This window comes from Mycobacterium hippophais, assembly GCF_027529605.1.
Classification (GTDB): Bacteria; Actinomycetota; Actinomycetes; order Mycobacteriales; family Mycobacteriaceae; genus Mycobacterium; species Mycobacterium arseniciresistens.
In genome coordinates this window covers 1-20,937 of record NZ_JAPZPY010000020.1, presented here as the reverse complement: position 1 = coordinate 20,937, position 20,937 = coordinate 1, and the positions used below count along the sequence as shown (strand labels likewise).

General features: G+C 70.8%; 21 protein-coding genes and 1 pseudogene. 10 read left to right on the top strand and 12 right to left on the bottom strand.

Annotated elements, in window-relative coordinates; all coding sequences use genetic code 11:
• Nucleotides 1–9 precede the first annotated feature (9 nt).
• On the top strand, nucleotides 10–1,173 hold the full coding sequence (locus O6P37_RS28045; RefSeq protein WP_269897169.1) for an RNA polymerase sigma factor: 1,164 nt from the start codon (nucleotides 10–12) through the stop codon (nucleotides 1,171–1,173).
• Here O6P37_RS28045 and O6P37_RS28040 read toward each other — a convergent pair.
• Complete coding sequence (locus O6P37_RS28040; RefSeq protein ID WP_269897151.1) at nucleotides 1,112–1,447, bottom strand: hypothetical protein; 336 nt, start codon at nucleotides 1,445–1,447, stop codon at nucleotides 1,112–1,114. The two genes, O6P37_RS28045 and O6P37_RS28040, sit on opposite strands and share 62 nt — an antisense overlap.
• A gap of 175 nt (nucleotides 1,448–1,622) precedes the next feature.
• Between O6P37_RS28040 and O6P37_RS28035 the strand changes: the two genes are divergently transcribed.
• Nucleotides 1,623–2,267, top strand: coding sequence for a dihydrofolate reductase family protein (locus tag O6P37_RS28035; RefSeq protein WP_269897150.1), 645 nt, complete (start codon nucleotides 1,623–1,625; stop codon nucleotides 2,265–2,267).
• Nucleotides 2,268–2,281: 14 nt separating this feature from the next.
• Here the strand turns inward: O6P37_RS28035 and O6P37_RS28030 are convergent, their stop codons facing one another.
• Nucleotides 2,282–3,043: a GAF domain-containing protein gene (locus tag O6P37_RS28030; protein WP_269897149.1), complete on the bottom strand. Its 762-nt coding sequence runs from the start codon at nucleotides 3,041–3,043 to the stop codon at nucleotides 2,282–2,284.
• A 162-nt stretch (nucleotides 3,044–3,205) separates the two neighbouring features.
• On the opposite strand from O6P37_RS28030, the gene O6P37_RS28025 reads away from it, so the two are divergent.
• Entirely contained in the window at nucleotides 3,206–4,177 is a 972-nt protein-coding gene (locus O6P37_RS28025; protein ID WP_408633270.1) for a methylenetetrahydrofolate reductase, read from the top strand.
• Nucleotides 4,174–4,929: a class I SAM-dependent methyltransferase gene (locus O6P37_RS28020; protein WP_269897147.1), complete on the top strand. Its 756-nt coding sequence runs from the start codon at nucleotides 4,174–4,176 to the stop codon at nucleotides 4,927–4,929. Before O6P37_RS28025 ends, O6P37_RS28020 begins: the two co-directional genes overlap by 4 nt.
• Before the next feature lie 8 nt (nucleotides 4,930–4,937).
• On the opposite strand, the gene O6P37_RS28015 is transcribed toward O6P37_RS28020, so the two are convergent.
• Nucleotides 4,938–6,413 carry an amidase gene (locus tag O6P37_RS28015; RefSeq protein ID WP_269897146.1) on the bottom strand — a complete coding sequence of 492 codons (1,476 nt, stop codon included), beginning with the start codon at nucleotides 6,411–6,413 and terminating at the stop codon, nucleotides 4,938–4,940.
• 92 nt (nucleotides 6,414–6,505) lie between these two features.
• Here O6P37_RS28015 and O6P37_RS28010 point away from each other — a divergent pair, with 92 nt between their 5' ends.
• Nucleotides 6,506–6,667, top strand: coding sequence for a DUF7218 family protein (locus O6P37_RS28010; RefSeq protein WP_269897145.1), 162 nt, complete (start codon nucleotides 6,506–6,508; stop codon nucleotides 6,665–6,667).
• A gap of 6 nt (nucleotides 6,668–6,673) precedes the next feature.
• On the opposite strand, the gene O6P37_RS28005 is transcribed toward O6P37_RS28010, so the two are convergent.
• From O6P37_RS28005 to O6P37_RS27985, 5 genes are all read right to left on the bottom strand, one after another.
• A complete protein-coding gene (locus O6P37_RS28005) occupies nucleotides 6,674–7,918 on the bottom strand; it encodes a fatty acid desaturase family protein (RefSeq protein ID WP_269897144.1) in 1,245 nt (414 codons plus the stop codon).
• Nucleotides 7,919–8,099: 181 nt separating this feature from the next.
• Nucleotides 8,100–9,290 carry a metallophosphoesterase gene (locus tag O6P37_RS28000; protein WP_269897143.1) on the bottom strand — a complete coding sequence of 397 codons (1,191 nt, stop codon included), beginning with the start codon at nucleotides 9,288–9,290 and terminating at the stop codon, nucleotides 8,100–8,102.
• A 31-nt stretch (nucleotides 9,291–9,321) separates the two neighbouring features.
• Nucleotides 9,322–10,347: a zinc-binding dehydrogenase gene (locus O6P37_RS27995; RefSeq protein WP_269897142.1), complete on the bottom strand. Its 1,026-nt coding sequence runs from the start codon at nucleotides 10,345–10,347 to the stop codon at nucleotides 9,322–9,324.
• Nucleotides 10,340–12,301, bottom strand: a complete 1,962-nt coding sequence (locus O6P37_RS27990; protein ID WP_269897141.1) for a flavin-containing monooxygenase — start codon at nucleotides 12,299–12,301, stop codon at nucleotides 10,340–10,342. Before O6P37_RS27990 ends, O6P37_RS27995 begins: the two co-directional genes overlap by 8 nt.
• A 90-nt stretch (nucleotides 12,302–12,391) precedes the next feature.
• Nucleotides 12,392–12,784: a hypothetical protein gene (locus O6P37_RS27985; protein WP_269897140.1), complete on the bottom strand. Its 393-nt coding sequence runs from the start codon at nucleotides 12,782–12,784 to the stop codon at nucleotides 12,392–12,394.
• A gap of 387 nt (nucleotides 12,785–13,171) precedes the next feature.
• Here O6P37_RS27985 and O6P37_RS27980 point away from each other — a divergent pair, with 387 nt between their 5' ends.
• Nucleotides 13,172–14,257: a glycoside hydrolase 5 family protein gene (locus O6P37_RS27980; RefSeq protein WP_269897168.1), complete on the top strand. Its 1,086-nt coding sequence runs from the start codon at nucleotides 13,172–13,174 to the stop codon at nucleotides 14,255–14,257.
• 2 nt (nucleotides 14,258–14,259) lie between these two features.
• On the opposite strand, the gene O6P37_RS27975 is transcribed toward O6P37_RS27980, so the two are convergent.
• From O6P37_RS27975 to O6P37_RS27960, 4 genes are all read right to left on the bottom strand, one after another.
• Complete coding sequence (locus tag O6P37_RS27975; RefSeq protein ID WP_269897139.1) at nucleotides 14,260–15,012, bottom strand: cutinase family protein; 753 nt, start codon at nucleotides 15,010–15,012, stop codon at nucleotides 14,260–14,262.
• 109 nt (nucleotides 15,013–15,121) lie between these two features.
• The gene (locus O6P37_RS27970; protein WP_269897138.1) at nucleotides 15,122–15,844 is read right to left on the bottom strand and encodes a cutinase family protein; all 723 of its coding nucleotides are present in this window, start codon (nucleotides 15,842–15,844) and stop codon (nucleotides 15,122–15,124) included.
• A 25-nt stretch (nucleotides 15,845–15,869) separates the two neighbouring features.
• Nucleotides 15,870–16,136 (bottom strand): YdeI/OmpD-associated family protein, encoded by a 267-nt coding sequence (locus O6P37_RS27965; protein ID WP_264014266.1) that lies wholly within the window; start codon nucleotides 16,134–16,136, stop codon nucleotides 15,870–15,872.
• A gap of 105 nt (nucleotides 16,137–16,241) precedes the next feature.
• Entirely contained in the window at nucleotides 16,242–17,570 is a 1,329-nt protein-coding gene (locus O6P37_RS27960; protein WP_269897137.1) for a DoxX family protein, read from the bottom strand.
• Between the two features lie 62 nt (nucleotides 17,571–17,632).
• On the opposite strand from O6P37_RS27960, the gene O6P37_RS27955 reads away from it, so the two are divergent.
• From O6P37_RS27955 to O6P37_RS27940, 4 genes and pseudogenes are all read left to right on the top strand, one after another.
• Nucleotides 17,633–18,529 (top strand): DUF1295 domain-containing protein, encoded by an 897-nt coding sequence (locus tag O6P37_RS27955; protein ID WP_269897136.1) that lies wholly within the window; start codon nucleotides 17,633–17,635, stop codon nucleotides 18,527–18,529.
• Between the two features lie 106 nt (nucleotides 18,530–18,635).
• Nucleotides 18,636–19,826: an NAD(P)/FAD-dependent oxidoreductase gene (locus tag O6P37_RS27950; RefSeq protein ID WP_269897135.1), complete on the top strand. Its 1,191-nt coding sequence runs from the start codon at nucleotides 18,636–18,638 to the stop codon at nucleotides 19,824–19,826.
• A complete protein-coding gene (locus O6P37_RS27945; RefSeq protein ID WP_269897134.1) occupies nucleotides 19,823–20,707 on the top strand; it encodes an RNA polymerase sigma-70 factor in 885 nt (294 codons plus the stop codon). The genes O6P37_RS27950 and O6P37_RS27945 overlap by 4 nt, the downstream gene beginning before the upstream one ends.
• A gap of 53 nt (nucleotides 20,708–20,760) precedes the next feature.
• Nucleotides 20,761–20,937 (top strand): annotated as a pseudogene (locus tag O6P37_RS27940) (hypothetical protein); the annotation flags it as partial.

The following is a 20,937-nucleotide window of genomic DNA, read 5'->3' as shown; positions in this document are numbered from 1 at the left end:
GTGCGCACGGTGGACGAGGCGCGGCTGCGGGATCTGATCCCCCAGGTCCTGGCCGTCCTCGTGCACCGCGGCGCGGACTTCGCGACCGCCGAGGACGCCGTCCAGGAAGCCCTGATCAAGGGCATCGAGACGTGGGCGGACCGCCCACCCGAAGACCCCAAGGGCTGGCTGATCACCACCGCGTGGCGCCGCTTCCTCGACCTCGCCCGATCCGACGTCGCCCGGCGCGACCGGGAGACCCGGGTGTCCGAGGAGCCGCCACCGGGGCCTGCCGAAACCGCCGACGACACGCTGGCGCTCTACTTCCTGTGCGCGCACCCGGGCCTCACCGCCGCGTCCGCCGTCGCGCTCACGCTGCGCGCCGTCGGCGGCCTGACCACCCGCCAGATTGCCCAGGCCTACCTCGTGCCGGAAGCGACGATGGCCCAGCGCATCAGCCGCGCGAAACGCACCGTCGCCGACGTCCGGCTCGACCGCCCCGGCGACCTGCGCACCGTGCTGCGGGTGCTCTACCTGGTGTTCAACGAGGGCTACAGCGGTGACGTGGATCTCGCGGCGGAAGCGATCCGGCTGGCCCGGCAGCTGGCCGGCTCCACCGAGGACCCGGAGGTCGCCGGACTGCTCGCGCTCTTCCTGCTCCACCACGCCCGGCGCGCCGCCAGGACCCGGGCCGACGGCAGCCTGGTACCGCTGGCCGATCAGGATCGCGGCCTGTGGCGGCGCGGCCTCATCGCCGAGGGGGTGGCCGTGCTGCAGGCCGCCCTGGCGCGAGACCGACTGGGGGAGTATCAGGCCCAGGCCGCGATCGCGGCCCTGCACGCCGACGCGCCCACCGCCGGCGAGACCGACTGGCCGCAGATCGTCGAGTGGTACGACGAGCTCGTCGCGCTCACCGACAGCCCCGTGGTGCGGCTCAACCGCGCTGTCGCCGTGGGAGAGGCGGACGGACCGCATGCGGGGCTCGCCGCGCTCGCCGACCTGGACCCGGGCCTGCCGCGACACACCGCGGCGAGCGCCTACCTGCACGAGAAGGCGGGTGACCTGTCCACGGCGGCCGACCTCTACGTGGTGGCGGCAGACCGGGCGCAGAACATCGCCGAGCGCAACCACCTCACACTCCGCGCCGCCGCGCTCCGGCAACGCATCGCTGCCGTGGATCGCCAAGGGCGGTGAGGACCCGGCCCGCAACCCGGTCGGCACTGCGAAGGACACCGGCCCGCCGCGCCGCGACGACGTGGCGGGTGGCGACGCCGAGCGCCTGACGGCCGCGGCCCCCGCGCGCCACCATCGCGGTGGCTGTCGCGCCGCACAGGAATCCAAGCACGAAGAACCCGCGAGCACGCCGCCTGTTCCGTCTGGCTGCCATCACGCCGACGAGCGTGCGCGTGGTGGCGAGCACCGCGAGCGCGACCAGCAGCCACACCAGCGCCGGTCCCACCGCCTGCATGGCGCCACCTTCCGCCGCCCGTGCGCGGGCCGCCCGGCCGATTGAACACGGGTTCTGCCGGCGGCGGCAGAGCCGGCGCCGCATCGTGACCCAAACGACTGCCAAGCGTTAACCGATGAGTATCACCGGCCGGCGAGGTCTACCGTGCATCCGTCCGGCAATCCGAGGAGAACGCGTGACCCAGCTGCTCAAAGTCCAGAACTTCACCGTCTCCAGCGACGGCTTCGGGGCGGGTGAGAACCAGAGTTTGGAGCGCCCGTTCGGCGACGCCGACCCCGGCGCCATGATGTTCTGGGCAGGCGCGACGGCGAGCTGGCCCAACCGCACGGACCCCGGCGGCAGTCGCGGCCTCGACGACTACCTCACCCGGGACTTCGCCCACAACATCGGCGCCGAGATCATGGGCCGCAACAAGTTCGGGCCGCAGCGCGGGCCGTGGCACGACCACGAGTGGCAGGGCTGGTGGGGCGACGAGCCGCCGTTCCACACCCCGGTCTTCGTCATGACCCACCACGTGCGGCCGTCCTTCGCACTGTCCGACACCACGTTCCACTTCGTCGACGACGAGCCGGCCGTGGTGCTCGAGAAGGCCAGGGAAGCGGCGCAGGGCAGAGACGTCCGGCTCGGCGGCGGGGCGACCACCATCCGGCAGTTCCTCGACGCCGGGCTCGTCGACACCCTGCACGTGGCGGTCGCCCAGGTGCAGATCGGCGCCGGAACCCGGCTGTGGAACTCACCCGACGAGCTCGACGACCGGTTCCACCATGACATCGTGCCCAGCCCGAGCGGCGTCACGCACCACCTGTTCTGGCGGCGGTGACACGTCGCACCGGCTCAGGCCCCTCCCGACGGCTCGTCCTGCCAGTCTCGCCATGAGACGCGATGTCCCACAACATCATCGGCTACCTCGGTGATACGCCGGTCGCGGGCGAACGCGAACGCCCGCATCCGCACCAGGGCCTCACCCACCGACACCCTCAGGCGTTCGGCGACCACACCCGCCGCGATGTGCACCTGTGACCTGGTGAAGGGGTCGGACTCCGTCAGCGCGGTCAACGTCGCCCCGTTGAGGTCCTCGTCGTCGGCCACCCGGTGCGTCCATCGGGCGTACGTCGAGCCGATCACCGCACCGATGGCCGCCGCGCATCCGAGCGCCGCGTCGTATTCGTCGACGGTCATCGGGCCTGCGTCGCGCCGGTAGAGCTCCAGCACGCCCACCGGCTGATCGCCCAGCCGCACCGGGAAGTTGAAGGCGGCACCGACACCGAGCGCGACCGCCTCGCGGCAGAACAACGTCCAGCGCTCGTCGTGCGCCAGGTCGGTGACACACCTCGGCAGGCCGGTCCCGTAGCACTCCAGACACGGCCCCTCACCCAGCGCGAACTGCAGTTCGTCGATGCGCTGGGCGAGCGCGTCGGTCGCGAACACCAGCTTCCGGCTGTTCGGCGCCGGGGAGAGCAGCGCGAGGCTGGCACCGTCGACCCTCGACCACCCCACCGCGCTGTCGCAGAACGGCGCCGTGGAGGCGAACAGCGACGCGGGTTCCTCGCGCCAGGCGCCCTCCGCGTCGTCGCCACCGGACCAGGGCTCAGCCATCACCACCTCGCGCGTCGTCAGCGGCCATGCCCCGTACTTACCCTCCGGCGCGGCCGGTAATCCTGCCGGCCGCTCTCCGTCCCGCCGAGTCCGAGGCTTGCCCGCGGGACAGGCCGGGTACATGGCTGCGAACGACCGAACAGGCGGGGGGTGATGTCGTCGATGGAACCGGACTGTCCCAAGCGGATGGAATTCGGGCCCTGCGGCGGTGTGCGTCCCGACGGTCAGTGCGAGATGCGGCCGGGTCCGTGCGCGTTCGACGATGTGGTGCCCTGGTCCGGACCGCGGCCCATTGCGCGACCGGCCCGCGCCCCACTGGTGCTCACCGACTTCAGCGCCGTCCCGTTCGACGAGGCCGACATCGCCGCGACGGCGAGGATTCTCGCGCCGTCATCCGACGCCGTTCTGGTCGGCGAGCATCAGAACAAGCCCGATTTCCCGCCGACGCTGATGGGTCGCCTGCTGCTCGACGCCGGGGTGACACCGTGGATCACCCTGTCGTGCCGGGACCGCAACCGCGTGGTGCTCGAGCAGGAGTTGCGCGGACTGTGCGCCATCGGCGTGCCCACCGTGATGTGTGTGACCGGCGACGGCCGCGGATACGACGTGCGGCCCGAGGTCACCCAGACCTTCGATCTCGACGGCCCCCGGCTTGTGGCGCTGGCGGCAGCGGCGGGCGCCGTCGCGGCGGTACCGGAGACACCGACCGCACCGCCGATCGCCGCGCGGCCGCTGCGGCTGGTGCAGAAGCAGCGGGCCGGCGCCAGCATCGCGGTGCTCAACCACGTGCCCTTTCCGGCCGACGTATCCGCCTTCATGGCGTCGGCCCGATCGGCGGGACTGTCCATTCCGGTGGTCGCCGCGGTCGCGGTGTTCACCGACAGCATGTCCGCGTCCGTGTTGCAGAGCCTGCCCGGACTCGACCTCGATCAGGACGTCGTCGCAGAGGTGCTCAGCGCGGCGGATCCGGTCGCGGCCGGGATCGACGCGGCCGTCGCGGAGACCAGGGCGCTGCTGGCCATCGACGGCGTCGAGGGCGTGAACATCTCGGGCCTTGCGTCCGCCGCAGGCGGCCACACCGGCGCCGAGATCAAGGCCGAGGTCGGCCGCCGAATCCGGGAGGAGTTGACGTGAGCGAGGCGATGGAGGCCGAATTCGACACCGTCGCCGAGTGGACGGCGCAGGTGGCGGTGAAGCTGGGAGCGGAGTACCACGTTCCCGCGGGCTGCCGGGGCAGCGGGAGCCCCGCGGCGCTGGACTGGCTCTGCGAACACATGCGCCTGGCGCCGGGGGACCTGCTGGTGGACTGCGGAGCGGGCGTCGGTGGCCCCGCCGCCTATGCGGCGCAGTCACACTCGGTCAGACCCGTGCTGATCGAACCCGAAGCGGGGGCGTGCCGTGCGGCGCGCAGGCTGTTCGACCATCCGGTGCTGCGCGCGCTCGGATCGGCGATGCCGGTGGCCGACGGGAGCGCCGAGGCCGCCTGGTCGCTCGGCGTGCTCTGCACGACTCCGGATCAGCTCGCACTGCTGCGCGAACTGCGGCGGGTGGTGCGGCCAGGGGGACGGATCGGACTGCTCGCCTTCGTCGCCCACGGCGCCATCGCGAGCGACCAGCTCCCCGACAACCATTTCCCCACGCCTGACGCACTGCGCGATCTGGTGGCCGATGCCGCACTCGAGGTCGAGCACCGGCTCAGCACCGCCGACCTGCCCGCCATCCCCAGCGACTGGGACGAGCGCGTCGACGCGGTGACCGATGCGCTCACCGAGCGACACGGGCACGAGCGGGCCTGGCAGCTGGCCGAACGGCAGAGCGCGACGATCGGGCGGCTACTCGGCGACGGCACGCTGACCGGCGAGCTGCTGGTGCTGCGTCACGCGTGACCGAGTGGTCAGACCAGGGCGAGCCGGTCGGCCCACGGCATCGCCCGCTCGAGTTGGGCGGCCAGTTGAAGCAGCACGGATTCACCGGAGAGCGGCGCGACGAATTGCACGCCGAGCGGCAGGCCGTCGGCGGTCCAGTGCAGCGGCAGCGTGATCGCGGGCCTGCCGGTGAGATTCGCCAGCTGCGTGTACGGCACCCAGCCGAGGTTCTTGTCCACCATGTCGTCGACGATCCCGGTGAGACCCAGCAGCCGCGCGGTGCGCGTCCTGATCAGGACGTCGGCCCCCTTCTGCACCGCCAGCGGGAGCTCGAACTCGCCGATCTTCGGCGGCGGGGTCGCCAGGGACGGTGTCAGCAGCAGGTCATAGGACTCGAAGTACGTCGTCAGCCTGCGGGTGTGGTCGTGGCGCCGCTGCACGGCCGCGACGTAGTCGACACTGCTCGTCGCCCGGCCTAGCGCGGCCAGGATCAGCGTGTCCCGCTCGAACTTGTCGTCACCAGCACCCGTTCGCCGCTTGGCGTCGTCGAGCTCCCACGCGGTGTAGACGAACCACGTGAGCAGGAAGTCACGCGCGAGCTCGGCGTCGTCGAACGGCGCCTGCGGCAACTCCTCGACGTGGTGGCCGAGCTCGGTCAGGCTCTTCACCGTCGCCTCGACAGCGGCGAAGGCCTCCGGGTGCGGCGCCGGGTTGATCGCCGACGGCACCCGCACCCCGATGCGCAGGGCGCCGGGCTCCGCGTCCACGCACGACGCGAACGTCGTGGCGGGCATGCCGGGAACGAACGGCCCGCCCGGCTCGCCGCCGGCGATGACGTCGAGCATCGCCGCCGTGTCGCGCACGGTGCGGGACACGACGCCCTGTACGGCGGCGCCGTGCATGGACTCGCCTGTCGCCGGCCCCGACGGCGTCAGCCCGCGGCCCGGTTTCAGTCCCACCAGTCCGCAGCACGCCGCAGGGATGCGGATCGAGCCACCGCCGTCGTTCGCGCCCGCGCAGGGCACGATTCCTGCGGCGACCGCAGCGGCCGACCCGCCCGACGAACCGCCGGGCGTGCGCTGCAGATCCCACGGATTGCGGGCCGGACCCCAGGCGACGGGTTCGGTGATTCCTTTCGCCCCGAACTCCGGGGTGTTGGTCTTGCCGAAGATGACCAGGCCGGCGTCGATCCAGCGCTGCACGATCGTCGCGTGCTCGGTGGCGTTCGTCGACATCCACGCCCGGGAACCGGCCGAGGTGGGCAGGCCCGCATAGTCCTGCGCCAGGTCCTTGATGAGGAACGGAACGCCGGCGAACGGCCCGCTCAGCTCTTCGGCCGTCCTGGCGTCGGCGGGAACGTCGCGCACGATCGCGTTGATCCGCGGATTCACCGCGGCCGCCCGCTCCTGCGCGAGGCTCAGCAGCTCCGCCGGGGTCACGTCGCCGTCGGCGACGAGCTTCGCGAGTGAGGTGGCGTCATGGGTGCGGTATTCGTCGAAGTCCACCGACTGACCGTATGTCGCGAAGCCGGTGCCCGGGGCGAGTACGTCCCGCCGGAGCGGGTACTCCCCGCTCACGGTTCTCGAGGAGGCGTCTCATGGCGAAGGATCACGGATCGAGTGTCAAGAACGACAAGCAGTACGAGGGTCTGCGCAAGAAGGGCATGAGCAAGTCACGCGCGGCCGCCATCGCGAACACACCCGGAGCGTCCAAGAAGGGCGGCAAGAAGGGCGGGAAGAAGTCGGGCGGGAAGAAATAGTCGCAGTCACGATGCCGCAGGGACGGCAACGCCGGAGTCGTAAAGCCTACTCTGCGAACGGAATCCGCGACGCCGCCGTCGACCCGCAGGCCGGACCGCACCCGCCCAGGCGTCGATCGGCGACACGGCGCACGGAACCGCCTGATGCGCAGACGGTTCCATCTTGTCGTAGTCGGTCCGCGCAGGCCTGTCCGGGAGTGCGAGCACGTGAATGGTGCGCAGCGTCTCGAGGTATTGGTGCAGCAACGACCCGGTGGTGTACGGCAGGCCGAAGCGCTCGCACAGTGCCCGCACGCGCGTGGCGATCGCGGCGTAGCGGTTGCTGGGCAGATCCGGGAAGAGGTGGTGCTCGATCTGGTAGCAGAGGTTGCCGCTGGCGAACGCCAGCAGGGGACCGGCGTCGAAGTTCGCCGAACCCAGCATCTGGCGGAGGTACCACTCCGGTTTGGTCTCGTCCTCCAGCACCGCGGCGGTGAACTTCTCCGCGCCGTCGGGAAAGTGCCCGCAGAAGATCACGACGTAGGCCCACAGGTTGCGGACGATGTTCGCGACGACGTTCGCCCCGAGAGTGCGGCGCCACCGGGACCAACTCAAGGCCGGGAACACCACGTAGTCCTTGACCATCTGCCGGGTGACCTTCCGCCGCGCGGCGCGCGAGAGGGCGGTCTTCTCGGACTGTGTCGTGGCGCGGTCCTGCGCGGCGTGCAGGTCGTGCTGGGCGACGCCCCACTCGAACCCCAGGGCCAGAATGAGATTCCGCAGCGGCTGCAGCAGATGGCGGCGTTCCCACGGCTGGTCGCGAGTCATCCGTATCACGCCGTAGCCCAGGTCCTCGTCCATGTCGAGGACGTTGGTGAAGACGTGGTGGATGTAGTTGTGGGAATAGCGCCATTGCGACGACGGGCCCGCCATGTCCCATTCCCACGTGTTGGAGTGGATTTCGGGGTCGTTCATCCAGTCCCACTGGCCGTGGCCGATGTTGTGGCTGATCTCCATGTTCTCGACGCTCTTCGCGAAAGCCAGCGCTGCGACCCCGGCGGCCCAGCCCTTCTTGGAGCGGGTCGCCGCGATGAGCAGTCGTCCACCGATCTCCAGGGTGCGCTGGAAGGCGATGGTGCGGTGGATGTAGGCGGCGTCGCGGGCGCCGAGAGACTCTTCGACCTCGAGGCGGATCGCGTCGAGCTCGGCTCCGAGCTCCGCCATGTCGGATTCGGTCAGGTGCGCATACTGCGCGACGTCGGTGATGGCCATGAGGCGTCCTTGGTGTGAGGCAGCGGACCGTGAGACGGCCAACCGCGAAAGAAGAGGATCAAACGGTTCCCGCTGCCTGAGAACCCGCGGCAGTGGGCGCGACTGACTTGTGAGCGTCGCGGCGCACACGCCTGTTGCCGCAGGGATACCCCGGCAGTGGAGTAGAAAAACGTTTCGACCGTCACGCCCTGCGCAGCGTCAACAGCGTGATCTCGCTCGGTGCGAACACCCGGAACGGCGGACCCCAGAAGCCGGTGCCGCGGCTCGTGTAGAGCTGCGTGCGCTCGCCGTGCCTGCTCAGTCCCTGCACCACCGGCTGGTCCAGCCGGACCAGGAAATTGAACGGCCAGATCTGGCCGCCGTGGGTGTGGCCCGAGATCTGCAGATCCACGCCGGCACGCACCGCGTGCGGCACCTGCTTCGGCTGGTGAGCCAGCAGCAGGACCGGCAGTGCGCGGTCCGCGCCTTCGAGCGCGGCCTGCAGGTTCGCGCCGTGCCCGTGTACACCGGAGCCCGCCGCGGTGGCGTCGTCCACCCCGGCGACGACGAGCCGGTCACCGCCGCGATCGACCACGATGTGCCGGTTGTGCAGGGCCGCCCAGCCGATGGACTCCATGTAGTCGAGCCAGCCCTGCGCCTCGCTGAAGTACTCGTGGTTGCCCGTGACGTAGACCCGCGCCGAGGCCGCCCGCACCGACGCGAGCGGGCTCGCCTGCGCCTCGCGCACCGCCACGGTTCCGTCGGCTATGTCGCCGACGTGACACACCACGTCGGCGTCCAGGTCGTTGACCCGGTCCACCACCGCCGCCGACCACCGCGCCCGGTCGATCGGCCCGTAGTGGGTGTCGGTGATCATCGCGACCCGCAGACCGTCCAGTCCGGCGCCCAGGCCGGCGATCCCGACGTCGACGGCGCGCACGCGGGGCACCCGCATCGCCTCGAAGTGACCCCACGCCAGCAGCACCACCACCGCGGCCACCACCGCAGCGGCGACCACCCGCGAGCGCACCGGATCCTCGACACCGGCGATCACCAGCGCCAGCTCCATCAGGTGGCCGAGCACCGACCAGACGAACAGCACCCACGCGGCGCCGAGCAGAGCGTCACCGGCGGCGGCCGCGCGGTCGAGGTGCCTGCGGCCGTGCCCGAGCATCATCAGCAACGGCAGCCCGGCGAAGGCCGCCGCGAACGTCAGCGTGCCGGCCACCACCACGGCCGTCGGCCACGCCGCTCCGGCCGCCAGCAGTGTCCACCAGGGCACACCGAACAGCAGCAGCATGACGGTGACCACGATGGCGTGGCGGCGCCATCTGCGCCGGGACCTGCGCGGGGGATCGTCGTTCTCGACCACGTCGGCCGGAGTGTCAGTCACCCCGTCGACGGTACCCACGCCGCAGCGCTGCTCACGTCCTCAGCAGCACCTTGACGACGTCACCAGACCGGGCGGCCACAGCCCGGTAGCCGTCGGAGGCCGAGTCCAGCGGCAGCTCGGTGGTGAAGATCCCGTCCACCCGAAGCCGGCCGGCCTGAAGCAGCGGGATCAACTGCGGCCAGGTCTGCTGCACCGGCGCGGTGGTCATCCGCAGCGTGACGCTGCGCAGCAGGGCCATGGTTGCCGGGAAGGGGAACGGCGCAAGGTCGTGCACGCCGACCACCGACACGGTGCCGCCGGCGCGGACCGCGGTCAGCGCGTCGGCCATCGTGGTGTCGTTGCCGACCGCGTCGATGACGGCGTCCACGCCGCGGCCGCCGGAGTGCTCCATCGCCGCAGCCGTCGCCGACGGCGCCACCGGCGTCGCCCCCATGGCCGCGGCGCGGTCGCGGCGCTGCGGCACCGGATCGACCGCAAGGACCGTCGCCGCGCCCTGGAAGAGCGCGCTGCGCACGGCACACAGTCCGACGGCGCCGAGGCCGATGACGGCGACCGTGCCGCCGGCCGGGAAGTCGGCGCGCTGGGCCGCGGCCCAGCCGGTGGCCAGGTTGTCGGTGAGCAGCAGCGCCTGCTCGTCGTCGATGCCCTCGGGGACGGCGAGCAGCTGGAAGTCGGCGGCCGGGACGGCCAGCAGTTCGGACTGCGCGCCGCCGAGCACCCCGGCGCCGAAGATCTGCGGGCCGGAGTGACACCGGATCGGGTCGAGCGTCGCGCAACCCGCGCAGTGCCCGCAGCCTGCCACCGACGACACCAGCACCCGGTCCCCCACCCGGACCGTCCGGACGTCGGGGCCGATGTCGACGACGGTGCCGACGGCCTCGTGGCCGAGCGCCACCGGCTCGAACATCGGGTAGTCGCCCTCGTAGAAGTGCAGGTCGGATCCGCAGATGCCGGACGCACTCACCGCGACCACCGCGCCGTCGGGCCCGGGCAGCACCGGGTCGGGCCGATCGTCCACCCGGATCGTCGCCGGCCCGTCGATGATCACGCTACGCATGACGCGCCGCCTCCGAACCCGCGGTCACCGGGGCCGACCGCAGCACGAAATCGTCCCAGACCGGCTCCCGGACCGCGGCGTGGTACTCGTGGAGCTTCCACGGGCTGACCGTGTGGATCTCGCCGAACGAGTTCTTGAAATACGAGTGGGCGATCGAGGGATGTGCCCACACCGTCTGCCGGATCGCCTCCTGTGAGCGGCGCCGCCACTCGTCGGTGGCCTCCGGTGTCGGCTCCATCGAATGCACGCCGTCGGCCAGCCTGGCCACGCACTGCCCGATGTAGCGCATCTGCAATTCCGAGTTGAGGATGAGGCTGCCGCCGTGCGCCAGGTGGGTGCCGGGGCCGTAGGTGAGGAAGAAGTTGGGGAAGCCCGGCACGGTGATCCCGCGGTACGCATACGGCCGCTCACCCCACACCTCGCGCAGCTCCGCGCCGTCACGACCGGTGACCGTCATCGGCCACAGCACCTCGGTGGCGCGGAAGCCGGTGGCGTACACGATGACGTCGACCGGGTGCTCCTGCCCGTCCGCGGTGACGACACCGGTGGCGGTGATCCGTTCGATCGGTGTGCGGACCAGGTCGACGTGGTCGCGGCGCAGCGTCCGGATCCAGCTGCCGTTGTCCTGCAGGGTGCGCTTCCCGGTCGCCGGGTAATCCGGCAGCAGCTTCTCCAGCAGCGCGGCGTCACCGTCGACCTGGGTGGTGATCCAGTCGGTGAACATCAACCGGGCCATCGCATTCATCTCGCTGACCGCGTGATCCTGCGGCGAGTAGCCGGGATCAACGCGCGCCGCGTCGAGGCCCTTGTCGGCGCCGGGCCACAGCACCAGGAAGCGGTACCAGCGGCTGTAATAGGGCAGGTGCTCCATCGCCCACCGGGTGCCGTCGCCGACGCGGTCGTGGTACATCGGATTCGGGAACATCCACTGCGCCGTGCGCTGGAAGACCGTCAGGTGTGCGACGTCGTCGGCGATCGCGGGCGCGATCTGGAAGCCGCTGGCGCCCGCGCCGATCAGCGCGACCCGGCGGCCGGTCAGGTCGGCGCCGTGATCCCACGCGGCGGAGTGGAAGGCCGGGCCGGTGAACTCCGCCGCGCCGGGGATGTCGGGGATGTGCGGCCGGTTGAGCTGGCCGACGGCGCTGATGACGGCGCGCGCCGCCACCGTCGACGTGGCGCCGTCTGCGTCGCGCAGTGTCACCCGCCAGACGCCGCCGTCGTCGTCCCACTCGGCGGAGACCACCTCGGTGCGCCACCGCACCTGCTCGGCGATGCCGTGCCGGGCCGCCACGTCGGCGAAGTACCGTCGCAGTTCGGGCTGCTCGGCGAAGTAGTGGCTCCACGCGTTGCTCGGTTCGAAGCTGTAGCAGTAGAAGTGGTTCGCCACGTCCACCCGCGCACCCGGGTAGGTGTTCTCCCACCACGTGCCGCCGGGGCCTGCGTTCTTCTCGATCACCGTGAAGGGCAGGCCTGCCTGCTTGAGCCGGATCGCCGCCAGCAGGCCCGACTCGCCGCAGCCGATCACCAGCACCGGGACCTTCGATGCGGCGTCGGGGTCCAGCGCCTGCGGGCGGCGCGGATCGGTGCCGTCGAGGTCCAGTTCCTCGGACATCAGCGGGAGGTACTCCTCGCCGACCGGCTCGCAGGCGGCCCAGTCCATCATCCGCTTGACGACGCCGGCATCCAGCGGCGCCGGTTCGGGGCAGCCGCGGTCGCGGTAGTCGACGATCACCTCGAGTGCCGCCGCTCTGGCCCTGGCCCGGTCCTCCTCGGACATGAAGCCCTGGATCTCGTTGAGGAACACGCCGGCCTGCGCGAAGTCGTCCAGGTAGCGGGTGTCACCGGTGATGTGCACCAGGCTGAGCAGCAGGGTCGGCACGCTGACGTCGACCAGTGCCGCGGCGATGTCCTCGGTGGAGGTGGTGAACGGGGTGCCGGCATACCGACTCCGCATGCAATGTCCTTCCCGGGCCTCGGCCAAATACGCTACGCGCCGTATCGTAACGGGGCGTGGCTCGGCCGGGGACCGGTTGAGACGCAACGCCTAGATCGGGTGCGTCAACCCGGGCAGGCAGTTGATGAACGGGATGCACGGCGGCCGCGGCGGCGCCGGCGGGCCGGGCGGCTGGCCGGCGATCATGACAGGCTCCGTCAACGGGGCGTTGGGGTCGAAGTAGAAGCTGTGACACACGTTCATGTCCCAGTCCGGGATCGGCTCCATCCCCGAACCGGGGCACCACAGCTGGCTGCACATGCCCTGGGCGTTGCACTGCATCGGCGGGCCCTCGGGCGGTGCGCAGGGCGGCGTGTTGGCGTTCGACGGCGAGCAGAAGGGCGCCGCGAGAGCCGTGCCCGCCGACGGCCCCACCATGGCGAAGGTGAGACCGCCGGTGACGGCTGCGGCGGCGGCGAATCCTGCGACGAGCTTTCGATTCATGACAGGTCCTTTCGGCGTGCCACCGGGTGGCAGGCGAGTGAGCCCATTACACGCCGACGACGTGCCTACCGATCCCAACTTTGCCCGATCCGGCGGCCTGTCCAGCGCGGATGCCGACGCCGCGGCGTTGCCGTAGCGTGTTGGCCTGGCGCCGGGGTGTAACGGCGCCTTCCGGTGCAACGATGCACAGTGGTGTAGCGCAAAGACGCAGTGCACCAAAGTAATTCGTCGTCCAGCTGTGCGGGGGCCAGCTCATGTGACGACGGCCACACCAACCCATTAGGACCAGTGACAGGCCCCCGAGAGCACCTCAACGCAGAACTGCGCGCGCCCCGGGTACACCGGCGGACGGCGCTCAAGCTGCCTCCACTGCTGGCAGTGGGCGCGATGCTCACCCAGCCCCCGCGGGCGGGCGCCCAGGCCGGTAGGTGGCCCGCCGAGCGCGCGCACCGCTGGTACCGGGCGCAGGGCTGGCTCGTCGGCGCGAACTACGTCACCTCGAACGCGATCAACCAGCTGGAGATGTTCGGTGCGGCCACCTTCGACCCGCGTCGCATCGACGCCGAGCTGCGCGCCGCCCGGCTGATCGGCTTCAACACCGCTCGGGTGTTCCTGCACGATCAGCTGTGGGCGCAGGACAAGACGGGTTTCCAGCGCCGGCTGTCACACTTCGTGACGATCGCGGCGCGCCACCGCATCAAGCCGCTCTTCGTCCTCTTCGACTCCTGCTGGGACCCGTTCCCCGCGGCCGGCCGCCAGCGCGGGCCGCGGCCCGGCGTGCACAACTCCGGCTGGGTGCAGAGCCCCGGCGCCGAGCGTCTCGGCGACCCCGGCTACCGGCGGGTGATGCGCGACTACGTCGTGGCGGTGCTGAGCCGGTACCGCAACGACGCCCGTGTCCTGGGCTGGGACCTGTGGAACGAGCCGGACAATCTGGCACCGCAGTACCACCTGGTCGAACGCAGGGACAAGCTCGATCTCGTCGCCGGGCTGCTACCGCAGGTGTTCGGGTGGGCGCGGTCGGTGGACCCGGACCAGCCCCTGACGAGTGGCGTCTGGCAGGGCGAGTGGCGGGACCCGCTGCGCCGCAGCCCGATCTCGGCCATCCAGCTCGACAACTCCGACGTGATCAGCTTCCACAGCTATGACCACCCGGCCGGCTTCGAGGGCCGGATCGGCGAACTCGCGCCGCTCGGTCGACCGATCGTGTGCACCGAGTACCTGGCCCGTTCGATGGGCAGCACCGTCGAAGGCATCCTGCCGATCGCCAAGCGGCACAACGTCGGGGCGTTCAACTGGGGTCTGGTGGCCGGGCGGAGCCAAACGATCTTCCCGTGGGATTCCTGGGAGCGTCCGTATCCGGCCGACCCGCCGGTGTGGTTCCACGACCTGCTGAACCCCGCGGGCCGGCCCTATCGGCACGACGAGATCAGGACGATCCGTGCGCTGACCGGCCGTCCGCGGCCGACCTGACGTCACTGCACCGTGGCGGGGTCGCCCTGCGGGGCGGGCAGGTTCAGCGCATTCACCGCGAAGTCGGCGGCCTGTTCGGTCATCCCGTTGGACTTGTAGGAGCTGTGCGCGGTCCGGTCCAGCCCGCCCGGAGCGCAGACCGGATCACCGGCGGCGCACAGCTGGAGGGTCTTCGGCGCATAGGCGTTGCCGATCGTGATCGGCGGCGCGCTGTGGTCGACGAGGCCCAGGAACCAGCTGTCGGGCAGACCGAACAGCACCACCGCCGCGACGTGGGGAGCGACCGAGGCCGGCAGCGGTCCAGTGAGGCCGGACGGCAGGACGACTCCCGCGGGCACGCTGTCCGCGGTCGTGTAGGCGGCCACCGCCGCGCCCTGGGAGTAGCCGCCGAGCACGATCCTGGTGTCCGGACAGGTCGCCGCGATCGCCTCGACCTTGGCTGCGGTGTCGGCGACGCCGCCCACGGCCGCCTGGAAATCGAGTGACGCGGGGTAGTCGACGCCGTAGGCCTCGACGCTGCGCCCGGGCAGACGGGCATCGAGCGCGTCGACGAACGCCTGACCCGTCGCCCCGACACCGGGCGCCTCGAACGTCCCGCGCGCGAACACCGCCTCGACGTCGGGGCAGGACGGATCTGCGGTGGCCACCCCGGCCGCCTGCGGTCCGAGCACGGCGGCGAGCACCGCCACCCCGACGGCGAGTCTGCGGAACAACGGCGGTACGGCGGTGGCTCTCGATGCGGCGCTGGTGGTCATGGCCGTCCTTCCGACGGGGGGCTCTCGTGGTCGGCACAAGAGTCCCCCGCGCGGGGTGTCAGCACATCGGCGCTGGCATCCGTGACGGCTACCTGCTAGCAGTAAATTGCTAGCCCTGTGCCACCGTTTCCACGGGTTCGGATTCGCCGCCGGGCAACTTGCCCACCGCGTAGTCAGCCGCCTCGTTCACCATGCCGTTCACGACGTAGGCACCGTGAGCGCCGTTGTTCCCGCCGCCCGGTGAGCACACGGGATCATCGAAGACGCACAGGTCGAGGGTCTTCGACACGTACCGCGAGCCGACGTTGATCGGCGGCGCGCCCGTGTAGATCATCTGCAGGAAACCGCTCGAGGGCTTCCCGAACAGCGTCACCGCGGCGACGCGATCGGCCACCTCGGGCCCCATCGGTCCGGTCATCCCGGGCGGCGGTGTGTAGCCCTCGGGGACGGCGTCCTCGGTGATGTAGGCGGCCACCGCGGCGCCCTGCGAGTAGCCGCCGAGCACGATCTCGGTGTCCGGACAGTTCGCCGCCGTGGCGCGCACCCGGTTGCTGGCGTCGATGACGCCGTCCGCTGCCGTGGCGAAGTCCAGCGACGCCGGATAGTTCACCGGGTAGACCTCGACCGACTTACCGGGCGTCTTCGCGCGCAGCGCATCAACGAACGCCTGCCCGACGCCGCCCACGCCGGCCGGTTCGAACGTGCCCCGCGCGAAGATCACCTCCACGTCGGGACACGGCGCCGCGCTCGCCGGAGCGGCGACCACGACCGAACCCGCGACCGCCGTCACAGCGGGCACCAGGGCAGCGAACCAACGACCAACTCTTCTCATCCCGACCGCCTGATCTCGAAGTTGCCTAACTGCCGGTGCGCTCACGGTGTTTGCACCCCGGCCAACAGCAGGGCCGGCGCTGGCCCTCCTCCAGTTCCTCCCGGGTGCGCCGGATGCGGCGTTCCCGTGTCGTCTTCTGCTTGGCGTCCTCCACCCAGCAGATGAACTCGTTGCGTGCCAGCGGCGTGATGTCCTTCCACGCGGCGAGCGCGGTGGCGTCGTCGACCAATGCCGCGCGCAGGTCCGCGGGCAGCTCGTGCACCACCCCGCCGGGCACCCGCTGACTGCTCACCGACTCAGCGTAACCCCGTCCGCGCTCCAGGTCATGGCGTGGGAGTGCCACCGCGACAGCACGTTACGGGCCGACGATTTTATTCCCGATTCGGCCGGCGAATAGTCAGCGATTGTAGGGCTGCTCCTGGATCCAATTGAAGCCCCGTTCGACGAGTGGGAACGTCGCCGGATCCATCCGGGTGAACCACGCGTGGATGCGGTGACCCGCGAAATCCTCGCCGTCGATCACGATCCTGTCGGTGCTGCCCGCATCGGGCCACCAGTAGCTCAGCCTGATCGTCGCCGGTGTCTCCTCGTAGGACCCGAGTTCGATCCGGTTGGTCAGATCGATGAAGTGGGTGCGCGCGTCGATGGTCCCGCCGAACACCTCGAACGAGTCGTCCATGTGCTGCACGGTCACCATCACCGGATCCGACATCAGGAACGGCCGGTCGAAGATGACCCGCCGCCAGCGCAATTCGTCGGTCAGCAACGGGTCGCGGCGGTAACCCTCGGCGGAGAACCCGTCGACCTGCCAGATGCCGTAGAGGTTCGGCGTCGGCCGGGTGAACTGCCGCCAGCCCTGCCCGCCGAACGCGGCCAGCAGCATCACCCCGACCAGCACCTGCGCCACCAGGGCCGTGCGGTTCGCCCGGCGGCCGTCGAACAGGGGTGTCGCGTCGGCGGCCGCGACGGCCCGGTCGGTGAACAGCGCCGCGAACAGCCGGCGGGCGTGCGGGGCGAGCAGGAACAGGCTCAGCAGCAGCAACTGCGACGACACCGACTTCAGCCGGATGTCGTAGGTCATGTTCAGGATGAACACCTGGGTGAGGTCGAACGCACACACCAGCGCACCGGCAACGGCCGTCCGCGGGAGCAGCAGGAGCAGCCCGCCGAGAACCTCGGCCGCGCCGAGCATCATCTGGTAGGGCTGGGAGATGCCGACCTGCGCCCACAGTGCACCCGTCGGACTGAAGTTCCCGTACGGCTCGACCAGCCGGTTCAGCACGAACGGCATCTGCGTCGGGATCAGCTTCGCCATCCCGAAATAGAACATTCCCGCGGCGAGCATGAGCCGAAGGACCGTCCACACCCAGGTGTGCAGCCGGTCGTAGCGCCTGCGGCGCCCGTCGAGCACCGACCACACCGCCGTCGCCACCGCGGCGAGTGCGGCGATCAGAACGATCGCCGACCACTGGAATGCGCTGTCACTGCCGACCTGGGTGCCCTGCACGTGCAGGCCCAGGAGATGGGTGCCGGTCCACTCGATCGGCGGTCGCATCACCGTGACCGCTGCGCGCATCGCCGACCAGGGACCCTCGATGCCGACGCCCGCGAGCACCACCGGCACCAGACCGATGCCGAGCGCCAGGCCGAACGCCCCGAAGTAGCAGCTGCCGAAGCGGAAGGCGAGCAGGGTCGGCAGGCTCCACGGCGGCCCCGGCTCGATCATGAATCTATAGTCAGGGCTGCGCTCGGGCTCCGCGAGCGCTTTCTTGCCGACGGAGGTCGACAGTGACGTCAGCCGCGTACACCAGAGGGCGGTCGCTGGCGATCGTCACGGCCGCCTACGTGGTGGCCGTCGCCGTCGCGGTGGCCTACCTGCTCTGGGGTCCCGGCACCGGCCGGCTCTGGCTGGACGCCCTCATCGCCGACGTGCTGGCCACCCTGGTGATCTTCGGCTTCAGCCGGATCTACCGGAACTCCAGCTTCTACGACGCCTTCTGGAGCGTGATCCCGCCTCTGCTGCTGGCGTACTGGTGGATCGCGGCGCCCGCCCCCGACACGCTGCGGTGCGCCCTGGTGGCGATCGTCGTGGCAGTCTGGGCGATACGGCTGACCGGTAACTGGGTCTACGCGTTTCCCGGTCTGCACCACGAGGACTGGCGCTATCCGATGTTCAAGGAGCGCGCCGGCCGGTGGGAATGGGCCGCCGACCTGTTCGCCATCCACCTCATCCCGACGATCCAGGTGTTCCTCGGCATGGTGCCGGTCTACGTCGCGGTGACCCGCCCGGGGGCGGGACTGACCTGGCTGGCGTGGGCGGCGTTCGTCGTGGGTCTCGCGGCGGTCGCGCTCGAGTTCGCCGCCGATGCGCAGATGCACCGGTTCGTCGCGGCGCGGCGGCCCGGCGAGGTGATGGACCGCGGACTGTGGAGCTGGTCGCGGCACCCGAACTACTTCGGCGAGTTCGCCTTCTGGGTGTCGCTCGCGCTGTTCGGCATCGCCGCCGCCCCCGGCGATTGGTGGTGGCAGATCATCGGCGCCGCGGCGATCCTCGCGATGTTCCTCGGCGCCAGCATCCCGATGATGGAGGAGCGCAGCCTGGCGCGGCGGCCCGACTACGCCGCCGTCGTCGAGCGGGTCTCCCGGTTCGTCCCGCGGCCGCCGCGCGAGCGATCCGCGACCTGACCCTCGGCGCCGCGCGGCATGTGGCGTAGGTCACAATTCCCTCTGTCCTGTCACGAACGGGCGTCCGCCGGGATCTCGAGGACATCCCCCGGAACAGGAGACCCAGATGAGCGAGAACCGCATCCACGCCGTCGTCATCGGCGGTGGCTACGCAGGAACCCTTGCCGCCAACCGTCTGCAGCAGAATCCCGACCTCGAGATCAGCCTCGTCAACGCCCGACCCGAATTCGTCCAGCGGCTGCGGCTGCACCAGTTCGCGACCCGCACCGGTGACGCGACCGCCGACTACGACACGCTGCTCGGCGACAGGGTGAGGCTGGTGGTCGACAGCGTCATCCGCATCGACACCGCGGACCGCGTGGTGCGACTGGCATCGGGCGGTGCGCTGCACTACGACTACGTCATCTACGCCGTCGGCAGCACAGCGGCGCTGCCGCCGTCGGTGCCCGGAGCGGCCGAACATGCCTACGCCGTCGCAGAATTCGAGCATGCCACGCGACTGCGGGCCGCCCTCGACACCGTCGGGCCGAACGCTCCGGTGACAGTCGTCGGCGCGGGGTTGACCGGCATCGAGACCGCCGCCGAGCTCGCCGAGAGCGGTCACGCCGTCACACTCGTCGGCGGTGGACGGCTGGCTCCGTCGTTCTCCGCACCGGCAAGGCGGTCGGTGGCGGCGTGGTTCGCCGCCAACGGTGTGCGAGTGATCGAGTCAGCCGTCGTCACCGAGGTCCGGCGCGACGCCGTGGTCTTCGCCGACGGCACCGTGCACCCGAGCGCGATCACCGTGTGGACGGCCGGCTTCGGGGTGCCCGACCTGGCCGCCCGCAGCGGGCTGCGCACCGACCCGCTCGGCCGTCTGCTCACCGACGAGACACTGACCAGCGTGGACGACGACCGTGTGCTGGCGGCAGGGGACGCGGCCGCACCGTCGGGACGGCCACTGCGGATGAGTTGCTATGCCGCTGGGCCCACGGCGGCCACCGCCGCCGACACCGTGCTGCGCCGGATCGCCGGCGATCGGCCGGCGCCCCTGAGCCTGATGTGGACGGTGACGAACGTCGGGCTGGGCCGGCGGGCCGCGGTGTTCCAGCCCACCCGCAGGGACGACACGCCGGTGAACTTCCACCTCGGCGGCGGGATCGGCAGCCGTGCCGCAGGGGCGGTCAAGGAGGCGGTCACCAAGGGCACGCTGTGGGGCCTGCGCCGCGAAGCGCGCAAGCCCGGGTCGACGGTGTGGCCGAAGGCCCGGACGCGACCCGAACTGGTGGATCCGCCGGTGCAGGCGGTGCCGTCGTGACCGACCACGCCGAACGGTTCAGCCTGCTGCGGCCGCTGCTGTTCACCATCGCCTACCAGCTGCTCGGCTCGGCGACCGAAGCCGACGACGTGCTGCAGGACAGCTACCTGCGCTGGGCCGACGTCGACCTCGCGACGGTTCGCGACACGAAAGCCTATCTGGCGCAACTGGTCACACGTCAGGCACTCAAGGCGCTGCGGTCCGGTGCCCGTCGCCGCGAGGACTACGTCGGACCGTGGCTGCCCGAGCCGCTGCTGCTCGACGACCGCGACGCGTCGACCGACGTGGTGCTCGCCGAATCGGTGTCGATGGCGATGCTCGTGCTGCTCGAGACGCTCACCCCCGACGAGCGGGCGGTGTTCGTGCTGCGCGAGGTGTTCGACTTCGAGTACCGCGAGATCGCCGAAGCCGTAGGCAAATCCGAGGTGGCGGTGCGCCAGGTGGCGCACCGGGCGCGCGAACACGTGCGGGCGCGCCGCAAGCGGTTCGACCGCGTCGACCCCGAGCAGACCACCAGGATCACCGAGCAGTTCCTCGCCGCGGCAACCACCGGCGACGTGGACGAACTGATGAGGCTGCTTGCGCCCGATGTCACCTGGACCGCCGATGGCGGCGGCCGGGTGGGCGCCGCCCGCAAGCCGATCACCGGCGTCGACCGGTTGGTGCCGCTCATCGTCGGCCCGTTCCGCCGTGGCCTGGCGACGCTGCGGACCGGGGTCGTCACGGCCAACGGTGCGCCCGCCGTCGCCGTCTACAGCGACGACCGGCTGGAGGCCGTGCTCGCCCTCGAGATCGCCGACGGCCGGATCACGAACCTCTACGCGATCGCCAACCCGGACAAGCTCACGACGGTCACGACGGCGCGCACCATCAGCCGGTAGCGCGAAGCTGTCGGCGATGAAAACGTGTCGTACCCCTCTGCGATGATGGGGTCATGTCCTCGAGCGCAACGTCTTTCGCTTCTTCGGTGAGGCCGAAGGATCGGCTGGCGGTGTTGTTCGATGAGATCGCGGAGCTGTGCGGTCAGCGCAATGCGATCGACGGGCGGCTGGTGGAGATCGTCGCCGAGATCGACCGCGACGGGTTGTGGGGCATGACGGGCGCGCGGTCG

Coding starts and splice junctions, on each gene's coding strand:
- O6P37_RS28030 (WP_269897149.1), bottom strand. CDS start 3,043: ATGGCTGAGCCCTGGTCCGGTGGCGACGACGCGGAGGGCGCCTGGCGC.
- O6P37_RS27970 (WP_269897138.1), bottom strand. CDS start 15,844: ATGAGAAGAGTTGGTCGTTGGTTCGCTGCCCTGGTGCCCGCTGTGACG.
- O6P37_RS27985 (WP_269897140.1), bottom strand. CDS start 12,784: ATGAATCGAAAGCTCGTCGCAGGATTCGCCGCCGCCGCAGCCGTCACC.
- O6P37_RS27960 (WP_269897137.1), bottom strand. CDS start 17,570: ATGATCGAGCCGGGGCCGCCGTGGAGCCTGCCGACCCTGCTCGCCTTC.
- O6P37_RS28010 (WP_269897145.1), top strand. CDS start 6,506: ATGGCGAAGGATCACGGATCGAGTGTCAAGAACGACAAGCAGTACGAG.
- O6P37_RS27980 (WP_269897168.1), top strand. CDS start 13,172: ATGCTCACCCAGCCCCCGCGGGCGGGCGCCCAGGCCGGTAGGTGGCCC.
- O6P37_RS28040 (WP_269897151.1), bottom strand. CDS start 1,447: ATGCAGGCGGTGGGACCGGCGCTGGTGTGGCTGCTGGTCGCGCTCGCG.
- O6P37_RS27975 (WP_269897139.1), bottom strand. CDS start 15,012: ATGACCACCAGCGCCGCATCGAGAGCCACCGCCGTACCGCCGTTGTTC.
- O6P37_RS27950 (WP_269897135.1), top strand. CDS start 18,636: ATGAGCGAGAACCGCATCCACGCCGTCGTCATCGGCGGTGGCTACGCA.
- O6P37_RS28005 (WP_269897144.1), bottom strand. CDS start 7,918: ATGGCCATCACCGACGTCGCGCAGTATGCGCACCTGACCGAATCCGAC.
- O6P37_RS27995 (WP_269897142.1), bottom strand. CDS start 10,347: ATGCGTAGCGTGATCATCGACGGGCCGGCGACGATCCGGGTGGACGAT.
- O6P37_RS27990 (WP_269897141.1), bottom strand. CDS start 12,301: ATGCGGAGTCGGTATGCCGGCACCCCGTTCACCACCTCCACCGAGGAC.
- O6P37_RS28025 (WP_408633270.1), top strand. CDS start 3,206: ATGGAACCGGACTGTCCCAAGCGGATGGAATTCGGGCCCTGCGGCGGT.